Here is an 18127-nt window from a genome sequence, read left to right on the forward strand (position 1 = left end):
ATTTCAAATATAATAAAATAACTTTTTCACTACATACATTTATAACTAAACATTAATTTGAATTTTATGATTAATTCTATTTTAAAATAGCATGGATATTAACACCAATTATCTTTAATATATTAATCAATTGTTATTTTTATAAAATTATCTATTTATGTCTTCTATAACTCACATCCTTAAATGTTAATGATAAAGCAGCTATAATAGCTGGAATGGATAAAATGGCAAAAATAGTGCCATGACTTAATTCAAGCTTGATCAGTTCTGCGCCAAATAAGATACCGAAAATCCCACCGAATCTTCCAAACCCTAACATCCAGGCAACACCTGTTGCCCTACAATGAGTAGGATAAAATTGTGCAGAGATTGCACCCATCGACGCCTGAGCGCCATTCATCGTTATCCCGGCAAGAAATATAAAAATACTCAATAATAATACATTCTCTTCCTGACCAATAAAAAAGACCAACACACCAGCCAGGGCATAATTAGTTGCAACCACTTTATGAGGATTAATTCGATCCATTAACCAACCGGAAAAGACCGTACTAATTACACCTCCCAAAGGAAATAATCCTGTCAGTGTTGCCGCCATGCTAATACTGAAACCAACATCATTCATTAAAAACGGCATCCAACTTGTCAGAACATAAAAAACCAATGCTCCCATGCAATAGGTTATCCATAACATTGTCGTCCCAACTAAGAATCGATTAGATAAAACCGTTTTAATTGACGACTTATATATAACTTCTTCTCCATCAAAAGTAAATTTGTTTATATCACTTAAAGTATCGCCGGTCATTTTAGACAGAATTCGTCTTATATTATTATCCTTTGAACCACCTTTCAAAGCCAAATATCTAAGTGATTCAGGTAATAGAAAAAAGAGAAATAGCGATAGAAATAACGGCAGAATACCCCCTAAAATCAAAACTCCCTGCCAGCCAAAATGTGGAATAATCCATGCGGAAATTACCCCACCTACCGCAGCACCGAGAGGAAAACCACAAAAAACGATATTTATTAACAAAGATCGCCGATTCTCTGGTGCATATTCAGATATTAAGGTTATTGCATTTGACATCGCCGCACCAAGACCTAACCCAGTCAAAAAACGCAAAATAGTTAATGTCTGTATTGAATCTGCGACAGCGGTAGCAAGACTCAATAGGCCAAAAACCGTGACGGATATTGTCAGCACTGACCTTCGACCAAACCGATCGGCAAGTGGACCGGCAAAAATCGACCCCAACGATAACCCAACAAGAGCGGCGCTCATAGCCGGCCCAAGAGCGGCGCCTTCTACTTTAAAATCATTGACCACGGCTGGCGCAATATACCCCATTAATACCGTATCAAAACCATCAATAACAACAATTAAGAAACATAAAATTAATACTTGCCATTGAACTTTAGAGAATCTTTGATTATTAATAACATGTTGAATACTGACTGTTTTAGTGCTATCCATCTTAAATCACCAATATTAAAAAACTCATTATTCTTAATTATAAAGATAAATTATCTGGTTTAATAATAGAGGTAAAGAAAATTTATTTTCAATATTTCCTGCGTTAATTTTATTAACATCCATATTATCATCATGAAAAACATAATTGACGTTATTATTTTCAATTTATAACATTTTCCTGAAATATTTTTATTGACTGATGGTCACATCTCTAATTTAAAATTTCTGCCCTCTGCCCTCTGCCCTCTGCCCTCTGCCCTCTGCCCTCTGCCCTCTGCCCTCTGTCCTCTGTCCTCTGAATTCACATTAATAATGACGAAAACATCTAATAACCTATCCCACTTTTGAGAATTCATGAATTCCTAATCAATTGTTTTAATTGCTCTTTTATGATTTTTCCACTTGCGTTTCTGGGCAAAGTTAAAAAAGTATATCCTTTAGGGCGCTTATACCGTGCTATTACCGTACAAACATAATTATTCAGTTCATACTCTGTAACTGATGAAGTTTCTTCGAGTTCTATAAATGCATACGGTACTTCACCCCAATGTGAATCTGGCTTTGCTACAACGGCGGCAGCTAAAACACCGGGATAGTTTGACAGTATATTTTCCAATTCCAGACTAGAAATATTTTCACCGCCAGAAATAATGATATCTTTCTTTCTATCTATAATTCTGACATAGCCATCATCTTCAACGACAGCCAAATCCCCCGTAAAAAGCCATTGACTTGCTGTATCAAAAGTCACATGCCGATCTGGATCATAAGATGCAACCATATTTCCACGAATTACAAGTTCACCAACAGTCTTGCCATCAAAAGGCACCTGTAGTCCCGTATTTTCCTCAAGAACACAAACTTGACCTTGTAAATTTGAGACAATGCCTTGACGCATCCTCTTGGATATTCTTGCGGATTTAGAGAGCTTCTCCCAATCACTCTTCTCTTCACACACAACGACCGGCCCATATGTCTCAGTCATACCATAGACTTGCGTTACTGCTATTCCAATGGAATCTAATAGAGAAAACATCATCTCTGTAGGCGGCGCGCCTGCGACTAATCCATGAATTTTCTCCTTAAAATGCAGCCCTTGTTTCCGCGCAATAGTACCTAATGCGCAATGGACAATAGGCGCTCCACAATAGTGTGTTACCTTATGCTTCTGCATTAGCAGTACCGCTTCTTCTGCGTCAAACTTGCGCATACAGATGTGTGTACCTCCCCGAGCAGTGATAGCCCACGGAAAACACCACCCATTACAGTGAAACATTGGTAACGTCCATAGGAATGTCGGTCGTTTTGGTATATCCCAATCCAGAACATTAGAAATGGCATTAAGAAATACGCCACGGTGAGAATAGACAATAAGTTTAGGTTGTCCACTTGTTCCTGAAGTTACATTTATGCTGATCGCCTCTTGTTCATCTCGTAGAGAAAAAGACAACTCCCCCGATTTATACGTAGTTATCAGCGATTCATATTGAATAAATTCTCGGTCAGAAATTGATTCTGAAATGACTACACCATCCACATCAACAACGATGATCTTTACTTGTTTGTCTAGGGAAACATCATCCAACAGTGAAATAAAGGTTCTATCAATGAACAATACCTTAGGATTAAGTTTTTTAAATATAAAATTTAAAGTATTTGAGTCTGTTCGGGTACTGAGCGCATTCAATATACCGCCTGCCATTGGAACCGCAAAATGTAATTCAAGAAGTTCGTGTATATTGGGTAGAAGCGCGGACACAACTGTTTCTTTACAAACGCCAATTTTTTTCAGAGCTATTGCAAGCCTTTCGCACCGAGATGCATATTGGCTCCAAGTCCAATGACATTCTCCATCTATTACCGCAATATCATCTCCGTTACTCAATACTGCTCGTCTTAGAAATGAAATAGGCGAAAGTGCGACACCATCATATTCACTTAAGAAGAAATTAGAATCAGTCATATTTCTCACTCCCTTTTTTATATATGCTAAAAGCGATTGATATCATGATAAGAAGCAATATAGCGTCGATAATAATTGGTGCATCGACTCCACCAAATTGCTGAGCATATGGTGTTACAGCTTGGCCGACCGCTTGAGCTAAAAAAGTACTTGTGCCTAAGAATCCATAAATTGCAGGTATTTGCTCAACAGGATAAATCTTCGATATAAACTGATGAAAGGCAGTGAAATAAATGGTACTACCAAGACCACCCAATAGTAACATTATCCAAAGACCTAAGTGAGCTGATACCAAAAGAGCGCCGCTCGGTTGTAAAAACAAAAGCATAAGAGAGATGACGAATCGTGCCTTTAAAGCTGTTTTTCGTAACAACTTACGCAGTGGTAAAACCAAAAAACCTCCCGCAGCCGCAACAGCAAACGAATAACCAACCTCTGTTGGATTGAATCCACTAGCGTATACAGCAAAGATAGGCCATGAGGCTAACCATAAACCAAGACACACAAATTCCAGATGGTGAACTAGAAGTAGTCTCCAATTACGACTAAAGAGCTGAGCGTACGTTATCCGAATATGTTCACGACTATGATTGTCAGTAGATGTAATTGCAGTTTTTTGGGGCAATATTATCAGACACAAGGAATACAGAATTGCTGAGAATAAGAAAACACTATAAAGGTCAAATTTCGCAACGATAATCCCACCTGCCATTGGACCTGCTAAACGCCCGGCATTTTGGGAAATAACATAGCTATCATTCACCGACTCAAAATTCGGAGATTGGGAAAATCTATTAAGCTGTGTTCGCCAAGAGATAATGAATCCTGAAAAAAAAGCCCCTTCCAGCAGCTTGGAACACAATAGTAAACTAACAGGGTTGCTAAAAAGGAATAGACAGAAGCTACAAAACATAAGTCCAATTAATGCACCGGTATATACCTGTAAACAGTTTTTAGGCGAGATAAATTGCCCCATGATAGGCTGGAATACCATTCTTCCAATAGCAGTTCCCGATAGGAAGACGGCTGCTTGTGTTGTGGAAAAACCCGTCGTTTCTACAAGCAAAGGTATATAACCCACGGCCGCAGTAGCTGCGGCCCAAAAAAGGAAACCTCGAACAAATGTAGTAAAAGGTAGCAGATCTAATTTTCCATTCATAATTCGGCCTCTACTCTACTTGAGCGATTGAGGAACTGTGTTTGTCTTAGAAACCTGTTCATAAACCGCAGCAAGCAATGCAACCGAATTTTCGTGAGTTGATAACTCTGAGTTCGCATCTCCACCATTTAAAAAATCGCGAAGCTGCTCTTTTCTTGCATGGACATTCAAGCCCGCGCATAGAGGGAGGCTTGGATTTAACTGCGATAGATCTTTGCGGTTGATTCGTAACACAGTTTGTTCCCCTTTCCGGGTAAACATTGGATGGGTAGCAATAGTTATGTTGAAATCTTCCGGTATCGTGTTACCTTCCGTCAGTTTCCGGAAAGAATTCGATACGATGCTAATTGAGCAGAAGTGCCCTAGATGAATATTTACGATTTCCTGTCGTATTCGTCCATCGCTTGGAATACTATTCGGCATTATCCTGCCGGTTAAGGTTGTTTCTATCAGATCCATGCTAAAGAACATTCGATGTTGAATACCTTTGGCATAATTCCCTATTACTGAGAAGTCTAATTCACCATAGTCCGATAATTGATGTGCAATTTGATCTTGGCTTTTATCCTCTTTCTTAAGGATATGTGAATAAGTCGTAAATGGTAGAGCTTCCGCCAACGCATTTGGGCGTACTACCATTGTTTTGACATGTGGTTTCAGGAGGTCTATATCCTGTATTTTTTTATTGTAGAATGCAAAGCGAGCGACCAGATCTAAATAATGATACCCAGAATAAAATAATACTCCATAACCGTATTTAAGTGGATGGTTTTCCAAATTAAGCATTTCCGATGGAATAACCCACCATCCACCACCAAAATGAACATGCATTGATGTGATAGGTATTTGGAATAAGCCCATGAATTCAGTTAGAAACTTTTCCACATATCTATATCCAAATTGCATTCGACGTTCACAACTGACTACAAATCTACTGTCGGTTTTTTTCGAAGCAGTCAATAGTTCTGTGAAATCTATCATTAAATTTTCTGCGTTTGATGAATAAGGGGCGGTTATTGGTTTATCCATGAACACATTCAATCCATTTTCGGCTGCCCATAGAGCATATACTTTATGAGCTTTTGGTTCAGTACTCACTATAACAGCATCAGCTTGATGAGCTTCTGGAATTGCAGAAAGTAACCTAGAGATTTCATCTGAATCCGGATAATTTCTGTATTGTTCATCAAGAAACAAGTATGCTCTGGGTTTTAATCCTTTCTCATTTAATGCACAACGAATTTTCATTTCTCGGCATTTCAAGTCAACTATAAGCATAACCTCAATGGTATCGCGGTACTCCAATATAACATCTAAATATCTATTTAAAAAATGAGGACCACATCCAAATACGATTAGTTTCCGTACTAGTTTATGCTTTGTTTTCATAAATATAGCTCCTGTGGTCGCAGAATTGGCGCTTTACTGTCAATACTGTCATAGTAATGGGCCAACCAACCAGCAGCACGGCTAAAGCAAAGGAGAGCAGTATTCATGTGCGACTTGAAACCAGCCCTACGAAGTAGCACCCCATTAAATAAATCCGGATTTGGATATAATCCCCGTTGCGAAAAATGCTGCCTTTTCGATACTTCTGATGCAAGTTCTTGCGAAATATTTACATAGGAAGAAATAACATCGAATTTTGCCTTCTGTTTGACAAGAATATCGCTCATGTAAGAAGCTCGAGGGTCTGGTTGTTTATAAATTCGATGACCAAATCCCATAAGACGTTGCTTTCTTTCTACTAGTTCATCAATAAAAGTACTAATATTTTTAGAATTGTCATGTATATCATCGATCATTAAACCAACTTCCTCACTCGCTCCGCCATGAAGAGGGCCGCTGAATGCACAAATACCCGCAGCTACAGCATTAAATGGATCTGCACCGGAACTTGCTACAGCTCTAACGGTTGCAGTTGAGCAATTCAGTCCATGTTCTGCATGAAGAATTAAAAACTTGTTTAACATTTCTTCTGCTACATCGTCACATTGTTGGCCAAAACATGTTGCTAAAAAGCTTGCAAAGAATCGATGTTTAGTATCGAAAAAAGTTTTAAATATAGGTTCGGATGTAGCATATTTCTGAACATATATAGCAATTGCGGCAGCTATTGTTGCCAAAATAGATGCAGTAATTATCAAACGTTCGTCCTTTGTTTTTATAGAATGGTCAGAAAGCCATTTATTCTGCGAAGATAGAACTGCAATTGCAAGGAAATCAGTGGGAGTAGTATCGAATATTACTGGTGATAATTTTTCAATATGCTTGAGTGCTGACAGGTAATTGTTATGGAGCATATCCAAAAACTCTTCACTTCCTTCTGAATTTAGTTTTCCTGTAATCAGAAGATACACAACATCACTAAAATAATAGTTATTTGCCAGATCTCTGACATTATGGCCTCGGTATTCAAGCTTCAACTCTTTTTCATCGATTCGTCCTACATTACTTCTACAGATGGCTGTTTGCATTAAACCCTCATCGAGGATCTTCATCTTTACTTTTCGATTTGGCTTGAGAATAGTTTGGTCTGATAATTGTTGCACTTCAAAAAATTCGTTAATTGATTTTTGTAAGATTTTGGACGTCATACTTTATTCCTCTTAATAATATTATGTGCATTAAACTGACACATTGATTTAAATAGGATTATACCCGTCATCTTTCAAGTTGCCTCTTTGTTGGCTGCACTCGCTCACCCCGGTCACATAGTTTGCTATGCTCCCGGGGATTCACTCCCTTGCCACCGCGATCCATTTTGAAATCCATAGGGTATACAATAATTAAATTATTGCACTAGCTAATGACGATGTTTAGATACGAATCAATACCTTACTCATCGTAATATGTTTAGCTAAAAGAACTAGCGTCATTCCGTCTATAAAATTGACTTCTCGACCTGTACCATATTTAATTTCTCTGCCACTATTTCACATGCGTCAAGTAATGAATAGAATAAGTTTTCTAATTCCGCTCGACTTCCAATAAGCAATTTCTGCTTTAGCGTATTCTCACATTCCTTTAGGTTTTGCGTATATTTAATAATGTTGGTGAGAATTTCGTTGTCTCTGTAGTATTCCAAAACCTGAGTTTTCTTTGTTGGGTAGAAACCACTCTTTAGGATTTGCAAAGGACGTAAGCAACCATGATCGGTGAGTTTCATCATCAGTCCAAGCATATAATGTGCCCGATGTCCATATGTACCAGAAATCAGATAAGAACGAGCTATTTGCCTTATAGTAAATAAGTTATTAATAATGCCATATATATCGTTTTTCAATGACGGTTTCATTTCTAAAGCAAGATTACCATAGACACGCTTAGTTCCATTAATGAGCGCATATGCTCTGAAACTAGGATACTGGTGAACATTCGATTCACTATATACGGAGATGGATAAATCCTTGAACTTGGATTGTGTTGAGCGAATTGCTTCAAGGATAACTGTATCGACTTTATCCACGATAACAATAGAGTCTATATCTGAACCACTTCGCATATCACCCCGGGCAGCACTACCGTGGAGATAAAAGGCTAATAATCTATCTCCAATAAATTGCTTTAAAAGAATAATCACTTGATCAATAAGCGGTTGTAATGAAAGAAGATCATCTACTTTACCCTGTGCTGGAACAATTCGTGTCTCCGGGTACAAGTGCTGTAATAATGTCGAATAGTACTCCGCAATTTTACTTAACCGTGCCGCTGCATCACGGAAAACATTAATATCGGACAAAAGCTCTTCTTCGAATTTTTGCCAAGATATATTGCAAGTGATCAGCCAATTAAGGTCTTCTGTTGGTGCTTTCAAAACATACGCACTATCTTTGTGAATACAGGATAGTCCCTCCGATTCGAGCAAACGATATAGCCCCAATTCGGCGTAACGCATTGCCCAACCAAGCTGGCGTACTCCCCAAACGTGAGTCTTTGGCGTCAAGTTTCTGAGGTAGTAAAGACGTGCAATATGAGCAACGCTAAAAACTGCTTGTCTATATATATCAAGATTTCCTTTGATACTAGGGAGTACCACATCACTTATTTTTTCCGACCGTAAGAGCCAAGGATTCTTAGTAAATTGCCACATACAATGAGGCGGATAATATGACAACTCACTAATCGTAAGATAATTTAGGGTAAACTCAAAAAACTCCGCCTGAAGGTATCTTAGTGATGTAATGCAACCTGTGACGAAATTATCAGGTAAAATCACGTAGAAATGCCTCACACACCGAGAAGAATAATCGGGTTGGCGGAGATATGAATCAGTTTCCACAATACCAAGGAGATTCTCTCCAAAAACTTCTAATGCGGACTGAATAAAATAGTCAGTTCTTGCGTCCATATAAATTTACTCTATAAGTATATCAAGTCCATAAATCATGCATCGAATCAAGCTACATGTTTTAATAAGTTATAGTCGTAAGCAACAAGAATCTTAATCAAAAACGGTCCATTAAGAATGATATGCTTATTCCAAGATTTTCGGAAGTTCTTCTTTTTAAATTTACTCCCATATTAAGAAATACAGTCGGTGCCTTTCAATTCCAGACCAACATTACAGTATTATTGAGGCGAGACAGACCATGAATACCGGTAAATTAACGGTTATCTCAATCCATTACTACGACATTATATATTTTCAGGCATTAAGAAAATACTTGGTGCACAAGTCGCCTATCAGCACAAGCGCACCTAGCAATACGGTGGATCAATCCATTGCAAGCTATAATCCCGGCGCTTTCCATAATGAAGTTGTCAAACCATGATCGACTAACGTTAATTGATCAGCATATATCGCCTGCCAGTCCTGTTTAGCCTTTTGATACACTTCATAATGTTCAGGATTTGGCTGATATTCATGTTGCCAACGCACCAGTTTTTCCCCTGTCGTCCCCATTGCATCATAAAGCCCCACTCCCACTCCGGCGGCAATGGCACATCCCAAAGCGGTTGATTCTTTAACCATCGGCACCCGAACCGGCAATCCTGTCACATCAGATAAAATCTGGCTCCATAATTTTCCTTTTGAACCACCACCAGCGAATACCAGTGAATCCGGTTTCACTGCGGAAAAAGCAGAAATCAGATCCAAGTTACAGGCCGAGACAATCGCCGCGTTCTCTTCCAACGCACGAAATAGGGTCGCTTTATTGCATTTCTCAGGATCAATGGAAAGGTTAATAAAGGAAGGCGCGGCGTGATACCAGGCTTTAAATCGCATCACATCAGAGAAAATTGGCATGATACCGTAAGCGCCTGCCGGGACTCTGGCCGCCATATCTTCCAGTAAGCTATAAGTATCAACACCAAGACGCTCCGCCAACAGCTTTTCTTCCGCGCAAAATGCGTCCCTAAACCAACGCATGGTTAAGCCAGTAAAGAAACTAATGGACTCCGCCTGAACCATGCCAGGTATAACATGAGGATTTATCCGTGTATTCATATTCGGGTCAGTGACCGGCGCCGGCAGATTGACAACCTGCTGCCAGAAAGTGCCACCGATAACGGCGGTCTGGGCAGGTTTGACAACACCTAAGCCAAGACAGCCGAGCTGTACATCGCCACCGCCCATAATGACCGGTGTGCCAACATTCAATCCACATTGAACAGCGGCTTTCTCAGTGACGTAACCTAACAAGGTTCCGGTCTCTTTTACCGGCGAAAGAATATCAGAGCGCAATCCTGCCATCTCAAGCAGATCGGGCCGCCAGTCACGGCTTGCCAGATCCAGCATGCCTGTCGTACCGGCATTGGAGGGATCGACAGCCAACTCGCCACTGAGCATATTTGCCAGCCAGTCGCTAATCATGGTTAAAGCCGCTGCCTGACGATAGATATCAGGACGATGATGAGCCAACCATAACAGACGAGGCATTGCACCCAAGGCTAATGTTTGCCCTGAACACTGATAAACATCATATTCAAAAGTGCTGTCATACAGCGCCTTCAATTCACTCACTTCATGGCTGGAACGCGCGTCCACATTCGCGCAAGCCCAAATCGGCTCGCCATTGCGGTTATAAAGCACAATGCCTTCCCGCATGGAACAGGATGCCACCCCCTGAATAGCACTGGCGGGCAATTCCGCGGTTTTCAGCGCCTGACGAATACATTGGCATGCAAGTCGCCAGTTCGTCGCTAAATCAAACTCCATTGAACCCGGTACATCAGGTACAGGCTGATGTATCCATTCAGCCTGTCCTGCGGCGATCTGATTCCCTTCAAGATCAAATATCACTGCACGAACACTCCCTGTTCCTGCATCAAGCGCCATCAGATATTTTCCCGATGGATTAGCACTACGGCGTTGATTCATGATGCTATCCTCAGTTTAATTACTTTTTGAACTATTACTTTTTAAACTTATAGCTTTACCTCAAATTTTTTCTGCTTATTTCACGGATAGAGTCAATACAGGGTTCAACGCAGCAAATTCAGCATTGCTTTGGCAGTCTGTTCTTCCGTCACCAGTCCATTGATATATTAACCATGCAACGCAGCAATAATGGCTTCCGCTTTCTCTTCCCCTCCCGCGACGCCAATCACTGTCGGGATGGTTTTTAGTTCTGGCATGGAGATACCTATCAGTTCCTGATGAATCTGCATATCCTCCACCAGTTCACCATCAGCACGCATAAAATAGCCAAGGATATCGCCCACAGCGCCTTTCCGGCCAAACATTAGTTGTTCACCGCCACTGATATAACCAGAACGCATAATTGTCGCCTGCTGTTTCTGATTAACTGCGCCAATGCCAACGATAGCAATATCAGCCGCGCAAGCCGCCAGCAATACATCTCGGACACTGCTTTCCTGACGGAATGTTTCAGCAACCTGAGCCGTGGAAGCACGCAATGGGGCGGGGATAATACTGATTGAACAAGCTGCATCCAGTTGACCAATACCGGTCATATAAGGACCGACGCCACCGGATAGTGTGACTAACCTGATTTGTTGTGATGAGATAAAGCCACTTAAATGTTGCAATGTGCACATGGTGGTTTCACCAAATCCCACTGCTAATAATTGCTGCGGTTCAATCAATGCCATCAGCAAATGTGCCGCGCCGACCCCCAATCTGGCATTAAGATTCATATTCGCCAGCGCAGGTAAAACGCGCACCTGTTTCAAAGAGAAATGTTTTTGCAGGGTATCTTCCAGCTCCAAACACCCCTCATAACGAGAGTTAATTTGTACCCGAATGACACCTGATTGCCGCCCTTTCTCCAGTAATCTGGAGACTTTTAACCGGCTCAAACCAAGCAAATCGCCGATGTCGCCTTGTGTCAGGCCATCGTGATAGTAAAACCATGCAATACGCGCAAGCAGCTCTTCTTCACTCATGCTATTACCCGGATAGGTGTCCTCATTTTTCTCTTTAGCTGACTTTTCTTTCACTGATTTTATCGACATAACCACTTTCTTTTTATCCGCACTCAACAGATAACCATTAAAACGTATAACACGCCAGAGTCTTACTGCAAAATTTGAACATAATTCAATTAATATGCAAATTTTTCACAAAATGTGATCTAAATATTGCCAATATCATAATTTAACAGCTACCATGTTGAACAATTGTTTTTTAAATATATAAATGTTCATTTTGTCTGCCTCCGCACCTGTATGTTAAGAGGATGCCGCGATGTTACATAACAACACCGCAGTACCACCACTATTAGAAGTCAGTAGCATCAGTAAGCAGTTTTCCGGCGTAATGGTACTGAAACATATTGATTTTACTCTGCTTCCAGGGCAGATACATGCTCTGTTAGGGGGTAATGGCGCAGGCAAATCAACACTGATGAAGATTATTGCCGGTATCGAACAGCCAGATAAAGGCACTCTCAAGATTAGCGGTGATCATGTTAGCCACCTTAATCCCACTAAAGCCCATCAACTCGGTATTTATCTGATACCACAAGAACCATTGCTATTTCCGAATTTGTCTGTACAAGAAAACATTCTGTTTCGTTTGCCAAAGCATCAGGTAGATAAGTCTAAAATGAAACAGCGACTGGCATTACTTGGCTGTCAATTAGATCTGCATGTCAGCGCTAGCAGCCTTAATGTCGCCGATCAGCAATTGGTAGAAATTATGCGCGGCCTGATGCGTAATTCGAAAATCTTAATCCTTGATGAACCTACCGCCTCCCTGACGCCAGCAGAAACCGAACGCCTATTTGCCCAGCTCCGCGAGTTACAACAGCAAGGCGTCGGCATCATTTTTATTTCTCACAAAATCCCTGAAATTTACCAATTAGCGGATCAGGTCAGTGTCATGCGTGACGGTAGTATTGCTTTAAGTGGCAAAATCCGCGATTACACAACAGATGATATTATTCAGGCCATTACACCGGCCGCGAAAAATCAGACATTAAACGGCGCCCCAAAATTGAGCCTGGATCTCAACAATAACCGGCACCAGACAGCGCCAGATCGACCAATACTGACAGTCACAAAACTGAGTGGCGAGGGTTTCAGCAATATCACATTCTCAGTGAAACCTGGCGAGATTCTTGGCTTGGCCGGCGTTGTCGGCGCAGGTCGTACCGAACTGGCTGAAACCCTTTATGGCCTGCGCCCTGCGATATCCGGTGAAATCAAGTTAAAACAACACGCTATTAATAAGCTAACAACCGCTCAACGTCTGGCTCAGGGTTTGGTTTATTTGCCGGAAGATCGGCAGTCATCAGGACTATTTCTGGATTCATCACTCGGCTGGAATATCTGTTCACTAACCCACAATCGCGATACATTCTGGATACGCCCCGCCTATGACACCGCAGTACTTGAGCGCTATTGCCAAATCCTGAATATCAAATTCAGCCATATCAACCAGCCGATCAAAACGCTGTCCGGCGGTAATCAACAGAAAGTGCTGATTGCTAAATGTCTGGAAGCTCACCCCGCTGTCCTTATTATTGATGAACCTACACGTGGTGTGGATGTCACGGCACGCAATGATATTTACCAACTGATTCGCCATATCGCCCAACAACAAGTGGCGATTATTTTTATTTCATCGGATCTGGATGAGGTGGTTCAGATGGCTGATCGGGTGTTAGTCATGCATCAAGGGAAAATCAATGGCGAATTAACTAAGCAACAAATGGATATTGATACCATTATGCATATCGCTTTCGGCGAACATAAATCACAACAGGCGGCATCATGTTGAAACTTATCCAGAATAACCGCGAAATTACCGCATTAATTGCCATTCTCTGTCTATTTGGCTTACTTAGTCTCATCGACCACCAGTACTTTAACTTACAAACTGTCACCCTCGTTTTCAGTAGTGCGCAGATCCTTATCTTGCTTGCAATGGGGGCGACATTGGTCATGCTGACTCGCAATATTGATGTCTCTGTCGGCTCCATTGTCGGCTTATGCGCGGTCATGATGGGAATGTCATTGAATGCCGGTTTTAGCCTGCCCGTTTCCTGCCTGTTGACTCTTCTACTCGGTATGGGTGCTGGGTTCATTAATGGCGTACTGGTCGCCTGGCTGAAAATTCCCGCGATTGTTGCCACTCTCGGCACGCTGGGGCTTTACCGTGGCCTGATGTTATTGCTGACTGACGGCAAATGGATTGAAGGCTTACCGGACGAATTAAAGCGCCTTTCCGCACCTTTATGGCTCAATATCTCACCTATCGGCTGGCTGTTAATGATCTTGATATTAGCAATGGCGTGGATACTAGCAAAAACCCCATTTGGCCGGAGCTTTTACGCCACCGGAGACAACCTGCAAGGCGCTCGTCAATTGGGCGTTCGTACAGATAGCATTCAAATTATCGCTTTCGCCGTGAATGGCGTGATGGCCGCACTGGCCGGGATTATTTTTGCCTCCCAGATTGGCTTTATCCCAAATCAGACCGGTAATGGGTTGGAAATGAGAGCTATCGCAGCTTGTGTGCTAGGCGGCATCAGTCTGCTTGGCGGCACCGGTACAGTAATCGGCGCTATTTTAGGCGCATTTTTCCTGACGCAGATAAACAGCGGATTAGTACTGCTAAAACTCCCTGCCTGGTGGAATGATTTTATTGCCGGATTTGTTCTGCTGGCGGTATTAATTTTTGATGGACGCCTTCGTTGTGCCATCGAAAAAAATATCCGCCAACAAAAATATGCCCGTTTCCTCAAAAATGACAAAAGTAATCAGGTGACATAATGAGTATCGGTCAACGTTATGGTTGGGAATTCGCCCTAGCCGCATTACTGATTATTGAAATTCTGCTGTTTGGCATAGCAAATTCACGCATGCTGGATATTAATATATTGTTGCTGAGTACCAGTGATTTTATTTGCATCGGTATTGTGGCCTTGCCGCTGACTATGGTCATTGTGAGTGGCGGTATCGATATTTCATTCGGTTCAACTATTGGTTTGTGCGCGATATCGCTCGGAGTGATGAATCAGGTCGGTATTCCAATGGCCGCCGCCATTCCTTTGACGCTACTGGTCGGTGCAATATGTGGAATAATCAATGCCGCGCTGATTTTATATACCGGCATTAACCCGCTGGTTATCACACTCGGTACCCTATATCTGTTCGGCGGCAGCGCTCTGCTGCTTTCCGGCATCTCCGGCGCAACCGGTTATGAAGGCATTGGCGGCTTCCCACCAGCATTGACTGACTTCGCTAATTTGACGGTGCTTGGCCTACCCATGCCATTAGTGCTGTTTTTACTCTGTCTCCTTATTTTTTGGCTATTCATGCATCGTACCCACAGTGGACGCAATATTTTTCTAATTGGGCAAAGCAGTAAAGTTGCCCGTTACGCGGCAATTCCCATTGCCCAAACACTATATCTTCTCTATACCCTGACCGGCATCGCTTCCGCTATCGCCGCCATTGTATTAGTTTCCTATTTTGGATCAGCGCGCTCTGACCTTGGCGCATCCTTTCTGATGCCGGCAATCACCGCGGTAGTATTGGGCGGAGCCAATATTTACGGTGGTTCAGGTTCAATCATCGGCACTGCGCTGGCTATATTATTAATTGGTTATTTACAACAGGGATTACAGATGGCAGGCGTTCCCAATCAGGTATCCAGCGCCCTCGCCGGCGCCCTGTTGATCATTGCCGTGGTAGGACGTTCCATCAGCCTGCACCACCACCAAATTCGTGACTGGATACAGCGATGGCGAAATCAGAGGTTGTCTTCCTAAATCGACAGGTTGAATTTTATGACATTACAGTCCCTCTGAAACCCAACAATATGGAGAGAGTAATGAAAACATTAATCCTGAAAAAACTGGCTCTAATTAGCCTATTAAGTCTGGCTTGCGCCTCTTGGGTACACGCCGTCGAAAGAATCGCTTTCATCCCTAAACTGGTCGGTGTCGGCTTTTTTACCAGTGGCGGCCAAGGCGCGGTAGCCGCCGGGAAAGCCCTGGGTGTCAATGTTACCTATGATGGACCGACAGAACCCAGTGTTGCCGGGCAAGTTCAGCTTATCAACAACTTCGTGAACCAAGGCTATGACGCTATTGTGGTCTCGGCAGTTTCACCGGATGGCCTATGCCCCGCGTTGAAACGAGCCATGCAACGGGGGGTGAAAATTCTAACCTGGGATTCAGACACCTCGCCGGAATGCCGTTCTATCTATATCAATCAGGGAACGCCAAACCAACTGGGCGGAATGCTGGTGGACATGGCTGCCAATCAGGTGCAAAAAAAGCAAGCCAAAGTCGCGTTTTTCTACTCCAGCCCAACGGTAACTGATCAAAACCAATGGGTAAAAGAAGCCAAAGATAAAATTGCCGCAGAACACCCAGGTTGGGAAATTGTCACCACCCAATTTGGTTATAACGATGCAACCAAATCCTTACAAACCGCAGAAGGGATCTTAAAAGCCTGGAGTGATCTGGACGCCATTATTGCCCCGGATGCCAACGCCCTGCCTGCTGCGGCACAAGCGGCAGAAAATCTGAAACGACAAGATGTTGCGATCGTCGGTTTCAGCACCCCCAATGTCATGCGTCCTTATGTCGAACGCGGAACCGTCAAGCAATTCGGGCTTTGGGATGTGGTCAATCAAGGCAAAATATCAATTCATGTCGCCAATGAATTACTCAAGAAGGGTGATTTAAATGTCGGCGATAAACTAGATATTCCCGATATTGGCATTGTTGAAATTGTACCAAACCGCGTTCAGGGTTATCGCTATGAGGCCAAAGGAAACGGTATTGTTGTTCTGCCTGAACGAGTCATTTTCACCAAAGACAATATCAATCAATACGATTTCTAATGCTACTGTCCAGCAATCTCTGCCATGCATGGTTGCTGGTCCAATGTAAGTGAGTTAGGAGAAGAAAAATGGCAGATTTAGATGATATTAAAGATGGTAAAGATTTTGGTATTGATATCCCGCAGAAGAACAGCCTGTTTGAACTGAAAGGCTGTGGCGCACTGGATTGGGGAATGCAATCACGACTTTCACGCATTTTTAATCCCAAAACCAACCGAACAGTTATGTTGGCTTTCGACCACGGTTATTTTCAAGGGCCAACAACCGGGCTTGAACGCATCGATATCAATATTGCTCCGCTGTTTCCCCACACCGATGTCTTAATGTGTACCCGCGGTATTCTGCGTAGTCAGGTTCCACCCGCGACCAACAAACCCGTGGTCTTGCGTGCCTCCGGCGCCAACTCGATTCTGACGGAGCTGTCCAATGAAGCGGTCGCGGTTGCGATGGAAGATGCTTTACGCCTGAATGTCTGTGCCGTAGCCGCTCAGGTCTATATCGGCTCTGAATATGAGCATCAATCAATTAAGAACATTATCAAATTAGTCGATCAGGGAATGCGTTACGGTATGCCAACAATGGCAGTCACCGGCGTTGGTAAAGATATGGTTCGGGATCAGCGTTATTTTTCTCTGGCGACGCGTATTGCCGCCGAAATGGGCGCACAAATCATTAAAACTTACTATGTCGATACAGGCTTTGAGCGTATTGCCAGCGGATGCCCAGTTCCTATTGTCATTGCCGGTGGTAAAAAGTTACCAGAAAAAGAGGCTCTGGAGATGTGTTACCAGGCCATTGATCAAGGGGCTGCCGGTGTTGATATGGGCCGTAATATATTCCAATCCGAAGCACCGGTTGCCATGTTAAAAGCGGTTCAAGCAGTCGTACACCAGAATGAGAATGCCAGCAAAGCTTACGAGTTATTTTTAAGTGAAAAACAATAAGGAGAATATAAGATGCACGTAACTTTGGTTGAAATTAATGTTAAGCAGGACAAATTAGACGAATTTATTGAAGTTTTTCGCCTTAATCATCTGGGGTCAATTAAAGAAGCAGGCAATTTACGTTTTGATGTATTACGGGATGAAAATATCCCTACCCGCTTTTATATTTATGAAGCCTATGTTGATGAAAAAGCGGCTAACATACACAAGCAAACCCCTCATTATCTGAAATGTGTTGAACAACTCGAATCTCTGATGTCTGAACCCAGGAAGAAGAGATCGTTTGTTGGTGTGATGCCGGAAATAAAATAAATAT

The 18127-nt window shown here is 42.3% G+C and carries 14 protein-coding genes; 6 read left to right on the forward strand and 8 right to left on the reverse strand.

Features of this window, described 5'->3' with window-relative positions:
* Positions 1–151 precede the first annotated feature (151 nt).
* From B0X70_RS15980 to lsrR, 8 genes are all read right to left on the reverse strand, one after another.
* Complete coding sequence (locus B0X70_RS15980; RefSeq protein ID WP_217469791.1) at positions 152–1477, reverse strand: MFS transporter; 1326 nt, start codon at positions 1475–1477, stop codon at positions 152–154.
* A 352-nt stretch (positions 1478–1829) separates the two neighbouring features.
* Positions 1830–3440: an AMP-binding protein gene (locus B0X70_RS15985; protein WP_036813908.1), complete on the reverse strand. Its 1611-nt coding sequence runs from the start codon at positions 3438–3440 to the stop codon at positions 1830–1832.
* Complete coding sequence (locus B0X70_RS15990) at positions 3433–4599, reverse strand: MFS transporter (RefSeq protein ID WP_217469792.1); 1167 nt, start codon at positions 4597–4599, stop codon at positions 3433–3435. The genes B0X70_RS15985 and B0X70_RS15990 overlap by 8 nt, the downstream gene beginning before the upstream one ends.
* Positions 4600–4614: 15 nt before the next feature.
* Complete coding sequence (locus B0X70_RS15995) at positions 4615–5988, reverse strand: Gfo/Idh/MocA family oxidoreductase (RefSeq protein ID WP_217469793.1); 1374 nt, start codon at positions 5986–5988, stop codon at positions 4615–4617.
* Positions 5985–7196 (reverse strand): citrate/2-methylcitrate synthase, encoded by a 1212-nt coding sequence (locus B0X70_RS16000; RefSeq protein WP_217469794.1) that lies wholly within the window; start codon positions 7194–7196, stop codon positions 5985–5987. The genes B0X70_RS15995 and B0X70_RS16000 overlap by 4 nt, the downstream gene beginning before the upstream one ends.
* Positions 7197–7483: 287 nt before the next feature.
* Positions 7484–8950 carry a nucleotidyltransferase domain-containing protein gene (locus B0X70_RS16005; protein WP_217469795.1) on the reverse strand — a complete coding sequence of 489 codons (1467 nt, stop codon included), beginning with the start codon at positions 8948–8950 and terminating at the stop codon, positions 7484–7486.
* 381 nt (positions 8951–9331) lie between these two features.
* Complete coding sequence (gene lsrK / locus B0X70_RS16010) at positions 9332–10924, reverse strand: autoinducer-2 kinase (RefSeq protein ID WP_217469796.1); 1593 nt, start codon at positions 10922–10924, stop codon at positions 9332–9334.
* A gap of 167 nt (positions 10925–11091) precedes the next feature.
* Positions 11092–12021, reverse strand: a complete 930-nt coding sequence (gene lsrR, locus B0X70_RS16015) for a transcriptional regulator LsrR (protein ID WP_217469797.1) — start codon at positions 12019–12021, stop codon at positions 11092–11094.
* Between the two features lie 232 nt (positions 12022–12253).
* Here lsrR and lsrA point away from each other — a divergent pair, with 232 nt between their 5' ends.
* The 6 genes from lsrA (at position 12254) to lsrG (ending at position 18123) form a co-directional block, all read left to right on the forward strand.
* Entirely contained in the window at positions 12254–13789 is a 1536-nt protein-coding gene (gene lsrA, locus B0X70_RS16020; RefSeq protein WP_217469798.1) for an autoinducer 2 ABC transporter ATP-binding protein LsrA, read from the forward strand.
* Positions 13783–14784, forward strand: a complete 1002-nt coding sequence (gene lsrC / locus B0X70_RS16025; protein WP_217469799.1) for an autoinducer 2 ABC transporter permease LsrC — start codon at positions 13783–13785, stop codon at positions 14782–14784. Before lsrA ends, lsrC begins: the two co-directional genes overlap by 7 nt.
* On the forward strand, positions 14784–15785 hold the full coding sequence (gene lsrD, locus B0X70_RS16030; protein WP_214040401.1) for an autoinducer 2 ABC transporter permease LsrD: 1002 nt from the start codon (positions 14784–14786) through the stop codon (positions 15783–15785). Before lsrC ends, lsrD begins: the two co-directional genes overlap by 1 nt.
* A 62-nt stretch (positions 15786–15847) precedes the next feature.
* Positions 15848–16867, forward strand: coding sequence for an autoinducer 2 ABC transporter substrate-binding protein LsrB (gene lsrB, locus B0X70_RS16035; protein ID WP_217469800.1), 1020 nt, complete (start codon positions 15848–15850; stop codon positions 16865–16867).
* Positions 16868–16935: 68 nt separating this feature from the next.
* On the forward strand, positions 16936–17811 hold the full coding sequence (gene lsrF / locus B0X70_RS16040) for a 3-hydroxy-5-phosphonooxypentane-2,4-dione thiolase (RefSeq protein WP_011147358.1): 876 nt from the start codon (positions 16936–16938) through the stop codon (positions 17809–17811).
* Positions 17812–17823: 12 nt separating this feature from the next.
* On the forward strand, positions 17824–18123 hold the full coding sequence (lsrG, locus tag B0X70_RS16045) for a (4S)-4-hydroxy-5-phosphonooxypentane-2,3-dione isomerase (RefSeq protein WP_036778811.1): 300 nt from the start codon (positions 17824–17826) through the stop codon (positions 18121–18123).
* Positions 18124–18127: the final 4 nt, after the last annotated feature.

Source organism: Photorhabdus akhurstii (genome assembly GCF_019090985.1).
In the GTDB taxonomy this organism is placed as follows: Bacteria; Pseudomonadota; Gammaproteobacteria; order Enterobacterales; family Enterobacteriaceae; genus Photorhabdus; species Photorhabdus akhurstii.